General features: G+C 61.4%; 13 protein-coding genes and 2 tRNA genes. 8 read left to right on the forward strand and 7 right to left on the reverse strand.

Features of this window, described 5'->3' with window-relative positions; genetic code table 11:
• Positions 1-55: 55 nt before the first annotated feature.
• From VXM67_RS20760 to VXM67_RS20770, 3 genes are all read right to left on the reverse strand, one after another.
• Positions 56-277 carry an FmdB family zinc ribbon protein gene (locus VXM67_RS20760; RefSeq protein WP_023381915.1) on the reverse strand — a complete coding sequence of 74 codons (222 nt, stop codon included), beginning with the start codon at positions 275-277 and terminating at the stop codon, positions 56-58.
• A gap of 92 nt (positions 278-369) precedes the next feature.
• Positions 370-687: a ribbon-helix-helix domain-containing protein gene (locus VXM67_RS20765; protein WP_104882341.1), complete on the reverse strand. Its 318-nt coding sequence runs from the start codon at positions 685-687 to the stop codon at positions 370-372.
• A gap of 170 nt (positions 688-857) precedes the next feature.
• Positions 858-1,331: a Dps family protein gene (locus VXM67_RS20770; RefSeq protein WP_367237348.1), complete on the reverse strand. Its 474-nt coding sequence runs from the start codon at positions 1,329-1,331 to the stop codon at positions 858-860.
• 280 nt (positions 1,332-1,611) lie between these two features.
• Between VXM67_RS20770 and VXM67_RS20775 the strand changes: the two genes are divergently transcribed.
• Positions 1,612-2,205, forward strand: a complete 594-nt coding sequence (locus VXM67_RS20775) for a cold shock domain-containing protein membrane protein (RefSeq protein WP_367237349.1) — start codon at positions 1,612-1,614, stop codon at positions 2,203-2,205.
• Positions 2,206-2,239: 34 nt separating this feature from the next.
• Here VXM67_RS20775 and VXM67_RS20780 read toward each other — a convergent pair whose 3' ends face one another.
• Positions 2,240-2,446 carry a SlyX family protein gene (locus tag VXM67_RS20780; protein ID WP_023381919.1) on the reverse strand — a complete coding sequence of 69 codons (207 nt, stop codon included), beginning with the start codon at positions 2,444-2,446 and terminating at the stop codon, positions 2,240-2,242.
• Between the two features lies 1 nt (position 2,447).
• Complete coding sequence (locus tag VXM67_RS20785) at positions 2,448-2,867, reverse strand: HIT domain-containing protein (RefSeq protein ID WP_023381920.1); 420 nt, start codon at positions 2,865-2,867, stop codon at positions 2,448-2,450.
• A gap of 761 nt (positions 2,868-3,628) precedes the next feature.
• Here VXM67_RS20785 and VXM67_RS20790 point away from each other — a divergent pair.
• From VXM67_RS20790 to VXM67_RS20800, 3 genes are all read left to right on the forward strand, one after another.
• Positions 3,629-4,933 carry an OprD family porin gene (locus VXM67_RS20790; protein ID WP_023381921.1) on the forward strand — a complete coding sequence of 435 codons (1,305 nt, stop codon included), beginning with the start codon at positions 3,629-3,631 and terminating at the stop codon, positions 4,931-4,933.
• A 157-nt stretch (positions 4,934-5,090) separates the two neighbouring features.
• Entirely contained in the window at positions 5,091-6,806 is a 1,716-nt protein-coding gene (locus tag VXM67_RS20795) for a proline--tRNA ligase (protein ID WP_023381922.1), read from the forward strand.
• A gap of 20 nt (positions 6,807-6,826) precedes the next feature.
• A complete protein-coding gene (locus VXM67_RS20800; RefSeq protein WP_023381923.1) occupies positions 6,827-7,780 on the forward strand; it encodes a lipoprotein in 954 nt (317 codons plus the stop codon).
• A 152-nt stretch (positions 7,781-7,932) separates the two neighbouring features.
• Here the strand turns inward: VXM67_RS20800 and dinB are convergent, their stop codons facing one another.
• Positions 7,933-8,997, reverse strand: a complete 1,065-nt coding sequence (dinB, locus tag VXM67_RS20805) for a DNA polymerase IV (RefSeq protein WP_104881356.1) — start codon at positions 8,995-8,997, stop codon at positions 7,933-7,935.
• A gap of 215 nt (positions 8,998-9,212) precedes the next feature.
• Between dinB and VXM67_RS20810 the strand changes: the two genes are divergently transcribed.
• From VXM67_RS20810 to VXM67_RS20825, 4 genes are all read left to right on the forward strand, one after another.
• Positions 9,213-9,289: transfer RNA gene (locus tag VXM67_RS20810), tRNA-Met, on the forward strand.
• 135 nt (positions 9,290-9,424) lie between these two features.
• A tRNA-Met gene (locus VXM67_RS20815) sits at positions 9,425-9,501 on the forward strand.
• A 243-nt stretch (positions 9,502-9,744) separates the two neighbouring features.
• Complete coding sequence (gene mprF / locus VXM67_RS20820; RefSeq protein ID WP_027907395.1) at positions 9,745-12,387, forward strand: bifunctional lysylphosphatidylglycerol flippase/synthetase MprF; 2,643 nt, start codon at positions 9,745-9,747, stop codon at positions 12,385-12,387.
• Positions 12,387-13,679, forward strand: a complete 1,293-nt coding sequence (locus VXM67_RS20825; protein ID WP_023381926.1) for an AcvB/VirJ family lysyl-phosphatidylglycerol hydrolase — start codon at positions 12,387-12,389, stop codon at positions 13,677-13,679. The genes mprF and VXM67_RS20825 overlap by 1 nt, the downstream gene beginning before the upstream one ends.
• A 125-nt stretch (positions 13,680-13,804) precedes the next feature.
• On the opposite strand, the gene VXM67_RS20830 is transcribed toward VXM67_RS20825, so the two are convergent.
• Positions 13,805-15,715 carry a potassium transporter Kup gene (locus VXM67_RS20830; RefSeq protein WP_023381927.1) on the reverse strand — a complete coding sequence of 637 codons (1,911 nt, stop codon included), beginning with the start codon at positions 15,713-15,715 and terminating at the stop codon, positions 13,805-13,807.
• Positions 15,716-15,920 lie beyond the last annotated feature (205 nt).

Consider the following 15,920-nt stretch of genomic DNA (forward strand, 5'->3'; position numbering starts at 1 on the left):
AGGTCTTGACCGCCCAGAGGGCTAATACTGCAAGACCCGACTACTGCAATTCAACTCAGTCGGCCTTGTCGCCGCCTGCCAGATTCTTTTTTGCCCCGGTCTTGAAGTCGGTTTCGTACCAACCGTTACCGCTCAGGCGGAAACCGGGCACCGACAGCAGCTTCTTCAACGCAGGCGCCTGACACGCCGGGCAATCGGTCAGCGGCGCGGCGCTGATCTTCTGCAACACCTCCATCCGGTGATCGCAGGATTCACATTGATAGTCATACAGGGGCATGGATGTCTCTCGTCAACCACAACGCAGGCTGCCGGGGCAGCAAAAAGCGGGATTATATATGGTTAACAGGCGCTGCGCAGCCCGCCCGGCGATCAGCGTCCGCTCGGCGGCTCAAGCAGCCAGGCGACGCAGATCACCCGAATCAGGCCACTGAAGTTCCTCACCCCGCCCTGACGCAGGTGCACCTCGCGGTCCACGTACGACAGCACAGCACTGACCGAACAGCCATTGGCTGCGGCAATCCGCTCCAGGATGCGCCAGTAGACCGCCTCCAGGCGCAAGCAGGTGGAAAATCCGTTGAGCCTTACCGAACGGGACACCGGCTGGATCTGCAACATGTCGAAATCGGCCTTGAACGGGTCGACGCACTGCCGACCTGGCCAGCGCCCTTGATTACCCCCTCGCTTCATCGCTTGCGTCGTGTCTTGCATCGGGTCACTCCACTGCCACGGGAACTCAGCCCCAATGAAGCCCGCGACACCCACCGCTAAGCAGCGGCAAGGGTTTCCCGCCAAAACGCCAAAGCCCGATTGCGCTGGGCACAACCGGGCTTTATCAGGATTCCGACGCAATAAGACGACTATTTACCGTCCAACAGCACCCGCAACATCCAGGCCGTCTTCTCGTGCACCTGCATCCGTTGAGTCAGCAGGTCGGCGGTCGGCTCGTCACTGACCTTGTCCACCACCGGGAAAATGCTGCGCGCCGTACGCACCACCGCCTCCTGGCCCTGCACCAGCTGCCGGATCATTTCGTCCGCTGCTGGCACGCCCTCTTCTTCCTTGATCGACGAATGTCGCGCGTAAAAGGCATAGGAACCGGGCGCAGGGAAGCCCAAGGCACGAATGCGCTCGGCGATCAAATCGACGGCCAGCGCCAACTCGTTGTATTGCTCCTCGAACATCAGGTGCAACGTGCGGAAGGACGGGCCGGTGACGTTCCAGTGAAAGTTGTGGGTTTTCAGATACAGCACATAGGTATCCGACAACAGGCGAGAAAGCCCTTCGACGATGGATTTGCGATCTTCTTCAGAGATACCGATATCGATTGCCATGAAGTTCCCCTTTTCCATGATGGCTTGTTGAACAAGCGGGCCCGAAACACTGTACCAACACTTTCCCCAACCCGCATGTGACACAAGGCAATGGATCGACGGCAACCGCCCTCGGTTTGAGAAGCCCCCGCCTTTGCTGTTAAATAGGCACGGTGCCACCCGTGCGGATTGTCATTGCCGGGTGCATAGGCTGGCCTGCCACGTGTTCGCGCTCTACACCTCATGCGCACCGTGCCGCCAGCTCTTCCTGTGATCGGCCTTATCAACTGTGAGCCAACCCATGTTCAAGATCGTCCATCTGGTGACGGGCGTAGCGGCTTTGCTGCTGTCGCTCATACCTGGCCTGAAAACCGATGCAACACCTTTCCTGCAACAACCCGACGCGGTCTACCTCGCCCTGCTCGGCCTGCTCAACCTGCTGCTCGCCCCGGTCGTACCGCTGTACTACCGAGGCGCTCGCCAGCAATTGCAACACCTGGCCTGCGCCCTGCTGGTGGTGGCAATGGTGCTGCAGACCCTGACGCTGCTGGCACGCCCGGAAATGGGCAACCTGGCCGCCCTGGTCTGTGCGGCATTGGCCGTCGCGCTGCACCTGGCCGCTGGCTTCGCGCGCAGCGGCCGCAAAGCCCGCAGCACCCAGCAGGCGCCCCTGGAAGGCGGCAAGCGCGATACCGGCACCGTCAAGTGGTTCAATACCTCGAAGGGCTTTGGCTTCATCTCCCGCGATTCGGGCGATGACATCTTCGTCCACTTTCGCGCCATTCGTGGCGAGGGCCACCGCATTCTGGTCGAAGGCCAGCGCGTGGAGTTTTCGGTGATGCATCGCGACAAGGGCCTGCAAGCCGAAGACGTGGTCGCGGTTACCCGCCGCTGACCGTGCACGGCCCTGGCCACCCCAGGGCCGCCCTTCAATAATGTGGCGGAGGCGCCTCTTCGCCTTCACCACCATATTGCCCGACCATTTCTTCGTATCGCTTGATCAGCTCGGCCATCTGCAACTGCAGGCGCTCGATCACCCGCCCCTGCTCGACCACCACATCATTCAATGCCTGAATGGTGTCATCCTGGAACGCCTGACGGGTCTCCAGCTCGATGATGCGCGATTCGGCAGACATTTCAGGCCTCCTGGTATTGATCATCGAGCCGCGCACGCAGGCGCTGGCGTATGGCGTCGACCTGCCCTGGGCCGTACTCGATCGCAGGCACCTTGCCCCACACCGGCGCCGGCCAGGCTGCATCGCCATGGCGGCGTACGATGACGTGCATGTGCATCTGGCTGACCACGTTACCCAACGTGGCCACATTCATCTTGTCGCCAGCGAACTCATCCTTGAGGACTTCAGCCAGGTAGGTGGTTTCCTTCCACAACTGGGCCTGCTCATCGGTGCTGAGGTCGAACAGCTCGCTCACACCTTCGCGCCGTGGCACCAGGATGAACCAAGGGTAATTGGCATCCTTGCTCAGCAACACACGGGACAATGGGAAATCCCCCAGCACGAGGGAATCCTGCTGCAAACGCGAATCCAGGACGAACACGGCAAACCTCCTAAGAAAACAGCCCCGTCGAATGCGGGAAAACCTGCGCAGAGGATACCCTGCTTCGCCCCTTTGGACATGCAACGGCTCGAATTGCGCTCACTTTCGGTTCACGGACGAGCCACCTTTGCACGCTTGCGGTAACACTGCGCTACTTTTCGCACCAAAATGATGCCGAAAATGTGGATCCCACCACACATCCCCCCACGCAAACGACTCAACTTGAACAGTCCGCGGTAACACATTGACTTTTAAGGCAGCTTTTGGGCATTTGCCGACGTGCTTCGGCGGCAGACCACCCACCCCGATACCGCCCCGTATTTGCGGGACTTCGCGCCCCTTGCCCGGGGATTTTGTGAAAATTTCATGAAGCGTTGCGAATTTTGAGCACGGTTGTTGCATTCCCTTCACGCCAAGTCGGCACGACACCTGCATTGACCGGGTGGACGCGACAAATAACAACAGCGGCATTGGAGGCACCAGGGAGTTTCTCGAACCGGACTTTCTTATTACAGATCGATTACGGTGACAGAAACAGCGCTGGCGTTGTACGCCTCACTTGGGGAGGCGTGATTTGCGACATGGAACTACCTAGAAGCGACATGAGCGTAACGTTACCGAAAGGATGTTTATTCCCATATCGCCAACAACAGTCAGCGTGCTATACATTTTCGCCGACATAACAAGAAAGAGCTGTCCCATATAACTAAAAAACTTGGGCACAGCGGTACTCTTCCTAAAAACCAAAGGAGCAAATCACGATGCGCGTGATGAAGTGGAGCATGATCGCCCTGGCCGTTGCGGCAGGGACCTCGCAGTTCGCCGTAGCCTCTTCGCAAGACGAAGCAAAAGGTTTCATCGAAGACAGTTCGCTGAACCTGAAGACTCGCGCCATGTACATGAACCGCGACTTCAAGCACGGTGCAGGCAACATTGCCGACCCAACCCGCTCCAGCGGCTTCAAGAGCGGCCACCGCGAAGACAGCGGCGCATCGCTGCTGGGCACCTTCGAATCCGGCTTCACCCAGGGCACCATCGGCGTGGGCGTTGACCTCATGGCCATGGGTAGCGTCAAGTTCGATGGCGGCAAAGGCACTGCCGGTAACGGCCTGTTCCGCACCGACAGCGACGGCCACCCGGAAGATTCGCAAGGCAAAGGCGGCGCAGCCGTCAAGTTCCGCCTCTCCGACACCACCCTGAAGTATGGCCGCCAGTTCGTCGCAAGCCCTGTGTTCGCGACCGATGACAGCCGTCTGCTGCCAGAAGTGGCGGAAGGCACCTTGATCACCAGCAAGGAGATCAAGGGCCTGGAATTGAGCGCCGGTCGCTTCACCGCGCTGAGCTCGCAAACCGGCATGGGCAAGGACAGCATCAACGGCAAGCACACGCCTGGCCTGACGTCGGCCAACATTGCCGGTGCCACCTACTCCTTCACCGACAACTTCGTCGGTACCCTGGCAGCCTCTGATGTCGATGACTACTTCAAGAAGCAGTACATCAACCTCAACTACACCCTGCCGATCGATGATACCCAAGCGCTGAACTTCGACTTCAACGGCTATCGCTCCAAGGACCAGGGCCAGAAACTCTACGGCGAACTGGACAACAAACTGTGGAGCCTTGCAGCTGCCTATAGCCTGGGCGGCCACAAGTTCACCCTGGCCTACCAGCGCTCCAGCGGCGACACCGGCTACCTGTATGGCGTCGATGGTAACGGCACTGTCTTCGTGTCCAACTCCATCCAGATCTCCGACTTCGTCGGTGCCGAAGAGAAATCCTGGCAGGCTCGCTACGACCTGAACATGGCTTCCTACGGCGTACCTGGCCTGAGCTTCATGACCCGTTACGTCTACGGTGACAACATCGAGACTACTTCCAACACCGAAGGTAAGGAACACGAGCTCAACGTCGAGTCCAAGTACGTCATTCAGGAAGGCCCGGCCAAAGACCTGTCCTTCCGCGTACGCTACGCCGTTTACCGTGCAAACAACGCGTACAACGCCGACTACGCTTCGGACAACAACGACCTGCGCCTGATCCTCGAGTACCCGCTGAGCATCCTGTAAGCTTCGGCCGACAGCGCTTCGCAATTGAAAAAGCCCGGCACATGCCGGGTTTTTTCTTGGCTGACAACTGCCAGCCAGTGCTGCATTCTGTACGCTTTCGTTTCGCCCCCGTACAATGCGGGGTCATTTCACATTCAGGCAATCGACACGGCTCACCATGCGCACCAGTCAATATTTGCTCGCCACCCAAAAAGAAACCCCTGCCGACGCCGTGGTCATCAGCCACCAGCTCATGCTGCGCGCTGGCATGATCCGCAAGCTGGCCTCCGGCCTGTATACCTGGCTGCCGATGGGCCTGCGGGTAATGCGCAAGGTCGAGGCCGTGGTCCGCGAGGAAATGAACGCTGCTGGGGCCCTGGAAGTGTTGATGCCAAGCATCCAACCTGCCGAGCTGTGGCAGGAGTCCGGCCGCTGGGAGCAATACGGCCCTGAACTGCTGCGCCTGAAAGACCGCCACAATCGTGACTTCTGCGTCGGCCCGACCCACGAAGAGGTCATCACCGACCTGGCCCGTAACGAGCTGTCCAGCTATAAACAGCTGCCGCTCAACATGTACCAGATCCAGACCAAGTTCCGTGACGAGATCCGCCCGCGCTTCGGCCTGATGCGCGGCCGCGAGTTCATCATGAAGGACGCCTACTCGTTCCATGCCGACCAGGCTTCCTTGCAAGAAACCTACGACCGCATGCACCAGGCGTACAGCAATATCTTCACTCGCCTGGGCCTGGACTTCCGCCCAGTGCAGGCCGACACCGGCTCTATCGGTGGTAGCTACTCGCACGAGTTCCACGTACTGGCCGAGTCCGGCGAAGACGACGTGATCTTCAGCGACACTTCCGATTACGCAGCCAATATCGAGAAGGCCGAGGCCATCCCGCGCGAAACCGTGCGCCCTGCGCCAACTGAAGAACTGCGCCTGGTCGACACCCCGAATGCCAAGACCATCAAGGATCTGGTGGACAACTTCGGCCTGCCGATCGAGAAAACCGTCAAGACCCTGATCGTCCGCGGTGCCGAGGAAGGCAAACTGGTCGCCCTGGTGGTCCGTGGCGACCACGAGCTCAATGAAATCAAGGCCGCCAAGCTGGAACAGGTTGCCGACCCGCTGGTCATGGCCACCGATGCCGAACTGCGCGAGGCCATTGGCGCCGGTGCTGGCTCGCTCGGCCCAATGAACCTGCCGATGGAGTGCATCATCGACCGCTCGGTCGCCCTGATGAGTGATTTCGGCATCGGCGCCAACATCGACGACAAACACTACTTCGGCGTGAACTGGGAGCGCGACCTCCCCGTCCCGCAGGTCGCTGACCTGCGTAATGTGGTCGAAGGTGACCCGAGCCCGGACGGCCAGGGCACCCTGGTGATCAAGCGCGGTATCGAAGTGGGTCACATCTTCCAGCTCGGCACCAAGTACAGCGAGGCGCTCAAGTGCCAGGTACTGGGCGAGAACGGCAAGCCGGTCACCCTGTCCATGGGCTGCTACGGCATCGGCGTGTCCCGCGTGGTCGCCGCGGCCATCGAGCAGAGCTATGACGACAAGGGCATCATCTGGAACGACGCCCTGGCCCCGTTCCAGATCGCCCTGGTACCGCTGCGCTACGAAACCGATGTGGTTCGCGAGGCAACCGACAAGCTGTACGCCGAGTTGACGGCTGCCGGCTTCGAAGTGTTGCTGGACGACCGTGACAAGAAGACCAGCCCAGGCATCAAGTTTGCCGACATGGAGCTGATCGGCATCCCGCACCGCATCGTCGTCAGCGATCGCGGCCTGGCCGAAGGCAACCTGGAGTACAAGCACCGCACCGAGCAAGAGGCTCAGGCACTGCCGCTCAATGAAGTGCTGACCTTCCTGCAGGCCCGCGTTCGCCGCTGATAACCAATGCACGAGTGATCATGTCCAAGCGAAGTACCTTTACCCTGGGGGGCGCCGCTTTGTGCGGCGCCCTGCTGGTCAGCGGCTGCGCCAACCAGATGTCCCAGCGCAGCGAGCACGAGGAACGCGTCGAGCGCAAATTGCTCGAGCACAGTCTGCAGATCGATGTCGGCGAGCCGAAGGTGATGGAACTGCCTCAACGGCGCGTTCGGGTCAATGAGCAGAAGCGCTTCGAAGTCACCGAGTTCGAAGTCACCCGTCGCTATGACCGCTACACGCCCTACCAGCCCTGGCGGGAGATCTACGAGATTCCGCTGGGTGCGGTGGCAGTGGTTGCCGGGATCGGCGCCAATGTGGTCAACGTCTTCGCCTTGGGCAACCTGCCGGACAGCGTCACGCACGATTGGCTCAACTACGGCGTGGCCGGGGTAAACCCGTTCATGAACGTGCAGTCCAATGGTCGTGCTCAGCAAAACCTTGCAGGCATCAGCGAAGTGCAGAAGGGCAAACGTGAAGAGTTCACCAGCATGCCCTGGAGTGAACGCCTGGTCGAGGTGAAGGCTGGCAAGCAAACCCACGAGCTGACCACCGACAGAAACGGCGTCTTGCGCCTGAACCTGCTGGACAGCCCGTTCTCCGAGCAGCACCTCAACCACGTCGGCACCCTGCACCTGCATGTGGCTGATGAAGAGAACGCCGTGCGTGGCGATGCCAGCTTGTTGGTCAGCGCCACGCTGCGCAACAAGTTGCTCGAAGCCCATGAGCTGATTTTCGATGACCTGGAAGACGATGACGTCGGCCAGTGGGTACACCGGGTCAAGCGCCTGTCGGAGCTGGGCCTGGAAGAAGAGGCCAGTGAAATGGAGCAGAGCCTGATCGAGCTGACCCGCAACGATCCGGAGCTGCAACAGGAGTTCCTGCAAGCGCTGACCAAGGCTACCGGCCGGTTGGTGGCAGATCCGGGCGTGCAGTAATAAAGCATCGCTGATAAACCGGCCTCTCCAGATACCGCTAAAAAAGCCAGACGCTCGACTCCGTGAAAGCGGCCTTGCGTCGCGTTAGGGCTACACAGGAGCTCTATCGTGACGCAAGGCCGCTTTCACGAGGTTGGCCGACACTGCATTGCTCACGGCCCTGGGAACAGCTCCAACTGCTCATGGGCCCCTCGCAAGTCCCGCAGCCTCACCCCTACCCCCAGCAAACGCACCGGCTTTCCGCCACGGGCAAAAGCCTGGCTCAGCAACTGCCGATAACTTTCCAGATCCCTGCCCGCCCCCGCCTGCTCCAGGGTGGTCTGGCTAAAGTCATGGAACTTGACCTTCACGAAAGGTTTGTCCGGTCGATAGCTGCTGTCCATTCGGGCGATTCGCTCATTCAGACTGGCCAACAGTTCAGGTAACCGTTCAAGACAGCTGGCGAGGTCAGGCAGGTCGGTGTCGTAGGTGTTCTCCACACTGACCGACTGCCTGCGACTGTCGTTGTGCACTGCCCGCTCGTCGATACCGCGCGCCAGCCCCCATAACCGCTCGCCGAAACTGCCGAACTCGCGCACCAGCGCAAGTCGCGACCAATCCCGCAGGTCATCGCATGTGTCGATCCCCAGGCGCGCCAGCTTATCTGCTGTGACCTTGCCGACGCCATGCAGCCTGGCCACCGGCAAAGCGGCGACGAAAGCCTCCACCTCATCTGGAGTGATGACGAACAGTCCATTGGGCTTTCGCCAGTCACTGGCAATCTTGGCCAGGAACTTGTTCGGCGCCACACCCGCCGAAACCGTTATGTGCAAGGTGCGCGCGACCCGCCGACGAATATCTTCGGCAATCCGTGTAGCGCTGCCGGAAAACCACTGGCTGTCGCTGACATCCAGATAGGCCTCGTCCAGCGACAACGGCTCGATCAGCTCGGTATAGTCTCGAAAAATGGCGTGGATCTCGCGCGAGGCCTCGCGGTAGGCATCAAAGCGCGGCTTGACGATCAGCAGGTCAGGGCACAGCTTGAGTGCATGCCGCGAGGACATGGCCGAACGCACGCCATAGGCGCGGGCCTCGTAGTTGCAGGTGGCGATCACCCCCCGCTGTTCGGGCTGCCCCCCTACCGCCATGGGGCGCCCCGCCAGACTCGGGTCGTCACGCATCTCGATTGCGGCATAGAAACAATCGCAGTCGATGTGAATGATCTTGCGCTGGGACATGGCCTACCATCGGCACTGTAAATTCATACAGATAGTAGCGTAAGCGCCCCTTATGGAAACAGCCTGCATGCGACAAGACCGGCTAATCGGGCTGAAAGCCACGTCAATCCTGAGCTGCGGACTCATTGCGTACGCTAAGAGATTGAACAAAAAAGGTTTTTTTCACGAAACAGCTTGACATAGGGAAGCAAATCCGTAGAATTCGATCTCACAGGCGCGGGATGGAGCAGCCTGGTAGCTCGTCGGGCTCATAACCCGAAGGTCGTCGGTTCAAATCCGGCTCCCGCAACCAGATTCGAGAAAAGGCCACTGTTCACACAGTGGCCTTTTTCTTTGGCCCTTGAAAAAGGCGCGGAAGAAAAATGACGAAAAATCAATGCTTAATGCTTGACAGCCGTCCGCGAAACTGTAGAATGCGCACCACTGACGCGGGATGGAGCAGCCTGGTAGCTCGTCGGGCTCATAACCCGAAGGTCGTCGGTTCAAATCCGGCTCCCGCAACCATATTCGTCAGAACAAACCCCGCCTGTTTAACAGCAGCGCGGGGTTTGTTGCTTTTCCCCTCCAGGAAATTCCCCGCCTTACCCCCCCCTACGGCCAGGCCCCGTGTATTGGATGAACTATCTTTAACCCGCTCGGACGGCTAAAAGCGACGTCGCCCGGAGTAATATCTGGATACGTTTTCCAAAGGGACTTTCTCTTGGCCGCACCTTTCCCCCACCTCGCGCTGTGTGCACGGGGTACCCCATGACCTCCCGCAACCCTGAGCCTCAGGCTACCATCGCCTCGGCCCTACCCAGCGCCGCGCACCAGCTGACCTGGCTGGAGCGCATAAGCCGTTATCGCCAACCCATCGGGCTGGCGGTGACCTTGTTGCTGTTCGCCATGGGCCTGATCGCCTGCCGGCACCTGTTGAGCGAACTCGACATCTATGCCTTGCACGATGCCATGCTCAGCGTGCCGACCCGTGCGCTGCTCGGCGCCTTCGTGGCCACCGTGGTGGGCTTCGTGATCCTGCTCGGGTACGAATGGTCGGCCAGCCGCTACGCAGCCGTGAAACTGCCGCTACGCACTTTGGTGCTGGGTGGTTTCAGTGCGTTTGCGATTGGCAATGCCATCGGCCTGTCGATGCTGTCTGGCGGCTCGGTGCGCTACCGCCTGTATGCGCGCCAGGGGCTGGGTGCCGGGGAAGTTGCGCGGATGACGGTGTTCGCCAGTCTCTCCCTTGGCTGCGCGCTGCCTCCCCTGGCAGCCTTGGCCACCTTGAGCGACCTCTCTGCCGCAGCCACCGCCTTGCATATGGCGCCAACACTGTTGGCAGGTATCGCGATTGCCGTGCTGGCCGCATCCGTCGTGCTGGTCATCGGGCTATACCGCCGACGCCAGGCCGAACAACCCTTGGCCGACAACCTGCTGGTACAAGTCGGACGCCGTACACTGCGCCTGCCCGGGGCTCGCCTGACGCTGCTGCAGTTGCTGATCACCGCCCTGGACGTCGCTGCGGCAGCCACCGTGCTCTATCTACTGCTTCCAGAGGCTCCGCCATTTGGCGCGTTCGTGCTGGTGTACCTGTTGGCCCTGGCCGCAGGCGTGCTCAGTCACGTACCGGGTGGCGTCGGCGTCTTCGAAGCGATTCTGCTGGCAGCCTTCGCTGACCAATTGGGCGCAGCGCCCCTGGCGGCGGCGCTGCTTCTATACCGCCTGATCTATGTCGTGCTGCCGCTGCTGATGGCATGCGTGCTGCTGCTGGCCAACGAAGCCCGTCGCTTACTGTTCGCCCAGCAGGCTATCAAGGCAGCCTCCGGGCTGGCGGCGCCGATCCTGGCGATCCTGGTGTTCCTCTCCGGCGTGGTCCTGCTGTTCTCCGGTGCGACACCGGAAATCGACACCCGCCTCGAACATATGGGGTTCCTCGTACCTCACCGACTGATCGATGCCTCGCACTTTGGCGCCAGCCTGATCGGTGTCCTGTGCCTGCTGCTGGCCCAAGGCTTGCGGCGCCGACTGTCGGCCGCCTGGCTACTGACCACTGTGTTGCTGCTGGTCGGTGCCTTGTTATCGTTGCTCAAGGGCTTCGACTGGGAAGAAGCGAGCCTGCTGACCGTGACCGCAGCCTTGCTGGCGTTGTTCCGTCGCTCGTTCTACCGCCCAAGCCGCTTGCTGGAACTGCCATTCTCGCCAATCTACCTGGTAGCCAGTGCCTGCGTGGTCGGAGCGTCGGTCTGGTTGCTGCTGTTCGCCTATCAGGATGTGCCCTACAGCCACCAGTTGTGGTGGCAGTTCACCCTGGACGCCGATGCCCCGCGTGGTCTTCGCGCCGCGATGGGCAGTGCGGTACTGCTGGTGATCGTCGCCCTGACCTGGCTGTTGCGCACTGCCCGCCCAGTGATCCACCTGCCAGATGATGATGAACTGCAGCGCGCCCACCAGATTCTGCTGGCCTCCGACCAACCCGACGGAGGCCTGGCCCTGACTGGCGACAAGGCGCTGCTGTTCCACCCAAGCGACAAGGCCTTCCTGATGTATGCGCGCCGTGGTCGCAGCCTGGTGGCCCTTTACGACCCCATTGGCCCTGCGCAAGAGCGCGCCGAAATGATCTGGCAGTTCCGCGACCTGTGCGACCTCCATCATGCCCGCCCAGTGTTCTACCAAGTGCGAGCGGAGAACCTGCCCTTCTATATGGATATCGGCCTGACCGCGCTCAAGCTCGGCGAAGAGGCCAGGGTCGACCTGCGCCGCTTTGACCTCGAAGCCAAAGGCAAGGAAATGAAAGACCTGCGCTACACGTGGAACCGCGGCGGCCGCGATGGCCTGAGCCTGGAAATCCACGAACCCGGCCAAGCGCCCCTGGCTGAACTGAAGGAGATATCCGACGCCTGGCTCGGCGGCAAGAACGTGCGCGAGAAAGGCTTCTCGCTCGGGCGCTTCAGCGCCGAGTACCTGCAGCACTTCCGTATCGCCCTGATTCGCTTCCAGGGCCGGCCGGTGGCCTTCGCCAACCTGCTGGAAACCCACAGTAACGAACTGGCCAGCCTGGACTTGATGCGCGCTCACCCCGAAGCGCCGAAGCTGACCATGGAATTCATGATGATCGGTCTGATCCTGCATTACAAAAGCCGAGACTACGCACGCTTCAGCCTGGGAATGGTTCCGCTTTCCGGCCTGCAACCGCGCCGTGGCGCCCCGCTGACACAGCGGTTGGGTTCGATGGTGTTCCGCCGCGGCGAGCAGCTTTACAACTTCCAGGGTCTGCGGCGCTTCAAGGACAAGTTCCAACCGGACTGGGAACCCCGTTACATGGCCGTGCCGGCCGGGCTCGACCCGCTGGTGGCACTGGCTGACACTGCCGCCCTGATTGCCGGCGGCCTGACTGGATTGGTGAAACGTTGATGATCCGACGCTATTGGTTGTACGTACTGGTTCCCTTGCTGCTGGCCGCGCTGTGCGGCGCCCTGGCCTTCTGGCTATGGGCTCGCCCGGCGCCCGAGGCGCGCCTTGAACAGCTGACCCTGGACGGCACCAGCATGACCCGGGTAACTCCGGGGGTTCACGCCAAGGCCAGGGTCGCCATCGGCGTACCCCAGGACCAAGCCCTGACCGGCAAGCAACTGCTGGACCTCAGCCAGGCTGGCGAAGCGCAACTGGTGCAAGTGATTCTGCCGCCGAGCGACTGCGCGAAACAGCAACAGGCGATGGACCAGGCCCTGAGCCAACTGTCCGACAAGCCGACCCTGGTTGCCGGTATTGGCCCGGGTGCGGCTCAAGCCTGGCGCTGGCTGGCCAGTCAGAGCGATGACAAGGCCCGCGCCATCTCCGTCGACTTCAGCCTCGAACAGCCGGGCTGTGCCACTGCCCTGCCGAAGTCTGCGGCCCACGGTCACTGGAACGTAGCCTGGAACGACAACCCCGATGACGCCAGCGCTGCGTTCGTGCGCGACCAGGCCAATGCCGAGACCAGCATCAGCGATTACGACATCCATCTGCCGCAGGTACTCAAGACGCAGTTGACCCAGGCATTGGTCGGTCGCGACGGTAACGCGCTTGCCATTCCGGTGGTGGAAGTCCCGGCTGGCCAAACCACCGATACCGTGACCCTGTTCCTCTCGGGCGATGGCGGCTGGCGTGACCTCGACCGCGACGTGGCGGGTGAGATGGCCAAGCTCGGCTACCCTGTGGTCGGTATCGACACGCTGCGTTACTACTGGCAGCACAAGACCCCGGAGCAAAGTGCCGCCGACCTGTCCGAACTGATGCAGCATTACCGTCAGAAATGGGGCACCAAGCGCTTCGTGCTGACCGGTTACTCGTTCGGCGCAGATGTGCTGCCAGCCATTTACAACCGCCTGCCTGTCGAGGATCAGCAGCGAGTCGATGCCGTGGTTCTGCTGGCGTTCGCCCGCAGTGGCAGCTTCGAAATCGAAGTCGAAGGCTGGCTGGGCAAGGAAGGTCAGGAAGCGCCGACCGGGCCGGAAATGGCCAAGCTGCCAGCGTCGAAGGTAGTGTGTGTCTATGGTGTTGAAGAGACCGACGAAAGTGGTTGCACCGACAAGACTGCCGTGGGCGAGCGCCTGAAACTGCCAGGCGGGCACCACTTCGACGAAAATTACCCGGCCTTGGCCAAGCGCCTGATCGGCGAGATCGAGACCCGTCAGGGCAAGTCCAGCGTCGCTGAACAGAACTGAGGCGTAGCCACGCTCCCACAGGATTACCGTGGGAGCGGCCTTGTGTCGCGAATGGGCCGCAAAGCGGCCCCGGATCACAGCCTCCCTGCATCCAGAAGGGCTGCTACGCAAGGCCGCGATGCGCGTCAGATCTCGACTTGAGTCCCCAACTCGATCACCCGGTTCAACGGCAGGTTGAAGAATCGCAGGTTGCCGTTGGCATTCTTCAGCAAGAACGCGAACAGGTTGCCCCGCCAGCGCGACATCCCTTCCAGGCGCGAAGCGATGACCGTTTCACGGCTGAGGAAGTACGTCGTGCGCATCGGGCTGAAATCCAGCTCATCCAGATGGCACAGCTTCAGCGCTTCAGGCACGTCGGGCTCGTCCATGAAGCCAAAGTGCAGCAACACGCGGAAGAACCCATCGCCGTAGGCCTCCACCTCGAAACGCTCCTGCTCCGGCACCCTTGGCCGGTCTTCGCTGACCACGGTCAGCAGCACCACCTGGCTGTGCAGCACCTGGTTGTGCAGCATGTTGTGCAACAAGGCATGAGGCACTGCATCAGGCCGCGCCGTCAGGAACACCGCGGTGCCCTCGACGCGGTGCGGCGGCTGCACGCGGATGCTGCTGATGAACACCGGCAGCGGCAAGCCGCCTTCGTCGATACGGTCCACCAGAATCTGCTTGCCACGCTTCCAGGTGCTCATGAGCAGGTACAACACCCCGCCCGCCAGCACCGGGAACGCACCGCCCTGGACGATCTTCGGCACGTTGGCGGCGAAGAACAGCCCATCCACCAATAGGAAGCCCAGCAGAATCGGCACGGCCAGCACCGGCGGCCACTTCCAAAGCAGCAGCATCACGGCCGACACCAAAATCGTGGTCATCAGCATGGTGCCCGTCACCGCCACACCGTAGGCTGCAGCCAGGGCGCCAGAGGATTCGAAACCGATCACCAGCATTACCACACCGGCCATCAGCGTCCAGTTGACCGCACCGATGTAGATCTGCCCCTGCTCGTGACTGGACGTATGCTGGATCTGCATGCGCGGGATATAGCCCAGCTGGATCGCCTGGCGCGTCAGGGAGAAGGCTCCGGAAATCACCGCTTGCGAGGCGATCACAGTCGCCAAGGTCGCAAGCCCGACCAAAGGCAGCAGCGCCCAGCCTGGCGCCAACAGATAGAACGGGTTGCGCGCGGCCTCGGGGTTCTGCAGCAAAATGGCGCCCTGGCCAAAGTAGTTGAGCACCAAGCCTGGCAAGACCAAAGCGAACCAGGCGCGGGCGATCGGCTTGCGGCCGAAATGCCCCATGTCGGCATACAGTGCCTCGGCCCCGGTCAGTGCCAGCACGACCGCGCCGAGAATGGCGACCCCCATGCCCGGGTGCACGATGAAGAAGTTCACCGCCCAGCCCGGATTGACCGCCTTGAGCACCTCAGGGCTTTGCGAGATGCCATACATCCCCAGCGTTCCCAGCACCACGAACCAGGTCACCATGATCGGGCCGAACAGCTTGCCGATCTTGTCGGTGCCATGCTTCTGCACCAGGAACAGCGCCACCAGTACCACCAGCGAAATCGGCACTACCCAGTGGTCGATGCCTTCGAACGCCAGGCCCATGCCTTCGACCGCCGACAGGACCGACACTGCCGGAGTGATCATGCTGTCGCCATAGAACAGCGAAGCCCCGATCAGGCCACTGACCACCATCAGCGTGCGCAACCGCGGATAGGCCGCCGTGGCCCGCCGCGCCAGCGCCGTCAGGGCCATGGTGCCGCCCTCCCCCTGGTTATCGGCACGCAGGATGAACATCACATATTTGAACGACACCACCCATAGCAGCGACCACAGAATCAGCGACAGGATGCCCAGCACCCCATCGTGATTGACCGGCACTCCATACCCCCCGGAGAAGACTTCCTTGAGTGTGTACAAAGGGCTGGTGCCGATATCGCCATAGACCACCCCAACAGCTGCCACGAGCAGGCCCAGCGACCGAGCCGCGCCCTGTTTCTCGCCGTGCCCGCCCTCGGCGTGACTGCTTGCCTGAACCATCGACCACTCCCGCAGACGGCCCCGAAGGCCAATAGAATTCACTCCCACGCCTGGGCCCTGCACAGACCCGGACGCAACGGCGCGAAGCATAGCGCAGCGTTCGTCGTATTTCTGCTGGTCAAGCGACCTCGCGCTCGCTAGAATTGCGCACTTTTTGATCAGAGGCGCCAAAAACGCCCGCCTGGATCGCCCCGCCAGAGGCCGG

Source organism: Pseudomonas sp. Rh2 (genome assembly GCF_040762985.1).
In the GTDB taxonomy this organism is placed as follows: domain Bacteria; phylum Pseudomonadota; class Gammaproteobacteria; order Pseudomonadales; family Pseudomonadaceae; genus Aquipseudomonas; species Aquipseudomonas taiwanensis.